General features: G+C 37.0%; 2 protein-coding genes and 1 pseudogene. 2 read left to right on the top strand and 1 reads right to left on the bottom strand.

All coding sequences use genetic code 11. The features are described from left to right. Positions 1-516: 516 nt before the first annotated feature. On the bottom strand, positions 517-1320 hold the full coding sequence (gene suhB / locus ARSQ2_RS10810; RefSeq protein ID WP_181995297.1) for an inositol-1-monophosphatase: 804 nt from the start codon (positions 1318-1320) through the stop codon (positions 517-519). Between the two features lie 125 nt (positions 1321-1445). Between suhB and ARSQ2_RS10815 the strand changes: the two are divergent. Beyond that, positions 1446-1946 (top strand): annotated as a pseudogene (locus tag ARSQ2_RS10815) (TrmJ/YjtD family RNA methyltransferase); the annotation flags it as partial. A 63-nt stretch (positions 1947-2009) separates the two neighbouring features. Beyond that, positions 2010-2419: IS630 transposase-related protein (locus ARSQ2_RS10820; RefSeq protein ID WP_238334473.1), on the top strand; the 410-nt coding region annotated here is incomplete at its 3' end.

Here is a 2419-nt window from a genome sequence, read left to right on the forward strand (position 1 = left end):
ATAAATGGGCAAAAGCTAAATGCAAAAAAAGAGCGCTCGGATGCGACACAGATATTTTGTTCGCACTCAATATAGTGTAATCAAAATTAAGTCGCTTAGCTATATTGATTGATTGCCATTCCAGCACTATTTATTCGCCCGAATAAAAAATAACATCATTAAATTCCATGGAATAGCCAAAAAATTAAATTAAAGTTGTTCATTTAATTTGAATAACAGATAAATATTAACCAACTATGCAGATAAAAATTTTTTTATTAAAATTAAATAAGCTGGCCAATCATTAAAATACCCCTTAATTCCTCAAAAGGAATAGGGGTTTTATATCCAATTAAGCAATAAAGCACCGACAACAAGAGTAAATATTGAAAATATTTAGCGGGTTTATTTAACTAATTAAAGCCATGGTGAATTTTTACCATTTTCAGCCTTCACCAATTAGTAAATGACAAAGTTACGCCATCAAGACATTATTAACTCAATATAACTTTGGCTATTGCTTTTTAAGCGCATTGTTTAGCATTTCAATAGATCGCTTAACTCGGTCTGCATTTCTAGCACCATTTTTTTCACTATCCGTGGACTGCCAGCTAGCAGATTGCCAGAGGTGAGATAATTATGTCCGCCAACGAAGTCGGTTACAATTCCACCGGCTTCACGCACCAATAGTTCTCCAGCCATAAAATACCACGGTTTTAAGCCAATCTCAAAAAAGCCATCGACACGATCAGCAGCAACATAAGCTAAGTCTAAAACCGCTGAACCTGTGCGGCGAAAATCGGCGCATTTTTTAAATAGTTTAGCGACAATATTAATATATGCAGCTGAATGTTGTTTCGCTTTGAAAGGAAAACGGGTGGCAATAATTGCCCCTTCTAATTCATTATTATTTTTAATACGAAGGCGGTAACCGTTTAATTGTGCACCCTGCCCACGTACCGCAGTAAATAGCTCATTAAGCATAGGATTATAAATAGCGCCGATTTCTGTACGGCCGTTAATACGTACTGCGATGGAGACGGCAAAATGGGGTAAGTGTTTAGTGAAATTTGTTGTGCCATCCAAAGGATCAATAACCCACTGAATATCATTTTTTTCACCAAGTATTTGACCACTCTCTTCGGTAATAATGGTATGAGTAGGATAAGATTTTTGAATGACTTCAATAATAATTTGTTCTGCTTTTTTATCAATATTGGTGACAAAATCATTTTGGCCTTCTGCCATTATTTCGATAGAGTCAGGTTTTTCATAGATTTTAGCAATAAAGTTACCTGCTTGGCGAGCTGCCCGTATAGCAATAGTTAGCATTGGATGCATGGGTTATTTCCACTGGAATATTAAAGAACAAGGTTTAAGGAAGTTCGGCAATATAACAGAGATTCGTCAACATGACTATGATTGTGGTAGAATAGCCTGATTATTAACACCAAATAAAGACAATCATGCTAAAAAATATTCACATTATTTTGGTTGAAACCTCGCATACCGGAAATATGGGATCAATTCCCCGTGCGATGAAAACGATGGGACTAACTAATTTTTACTTAGTTAATCCACTCATATTGCCGGATCACAGGCTGTTGCATTATCAGCTGGCGGCCAGTGATGTTATTGGTCAAGCGACTATCGTGAAAACATTAGATCAAGCTTTGCTTGGATGGAGCTTGGTAATTGGAACAAGTGTGCGCGATCGTACGTTATCATGGCCACAGGTAACGCTTCGCGAATGCGGCGAAAAAACTGTCCGCCAGGCAATAAATTCTCCGGTGGCTATCATTTTTGGCTGCCAACGAGTTGGTTTAACAAATGAAGAACTACAGAGATGCCAATATCATCTTCATATTCCAACCAACCCTGAATATGGTTCACTAAATTTAGCAATAGCTGTTCAATTGAACAGTTATCAAATTCGTATGGCATACCTAGCAATAAATGAAAAAAATCCTCGGTAGATAATGAATATTGAATATATAGCTAAGCGACTTAATTTTGATGACATTATTTGTATGAGCTATACAATCGATTTTAGACGTAAAGTGATATTTACGATGGAAGAAAAAGGTTTGAGTATCCGAGAAACAGCGAAGCAATTTCGGATTGGCTCTGCATCTGTATCGCGTTGGATTAATCAAATACAGCCAAAAGCATCGACTACGCGTCAGCGAAAAATCGATAAATCCGAGTTGATAAAAGATGTTGAACAATATCCAGATGCTTACCAAAAAGAGCGTGCAGAGCGTTTTGGCGTTTGTCAGAAGGCCATTTGGCAAGCTCTTAAAAAATGGGATTGCCCTATACAAAAAACTCTACGTCATCCGAAAGCCGACGAAAACACTCGACAAACGTTTCAACAAAAAAACAACAGTATGAAAAAGAAGGCAAGCATATTGTTTTTATTGATGAAAGTGGTTTTTCA

It is taken from the genome of Arsenophonus endosymbiont of Bemisia tabaci Q2 (assembly GCF_902713415.1).
Taxonomy (GTDB): Bacteria; Pseudomonadota; Gammaproteobacteria; order Enterobacterales; family Enterobacteriaceae; genus Arsenophonus.

Coding starts and splice junctions, on each gene's coding strand:
- suhB (WP_181995297.1), bottom strand. CDS start 1,320: ATGCATCCAATGCTAACTATTGCTATACGGGCAGCTCGCCAAGCAGGT.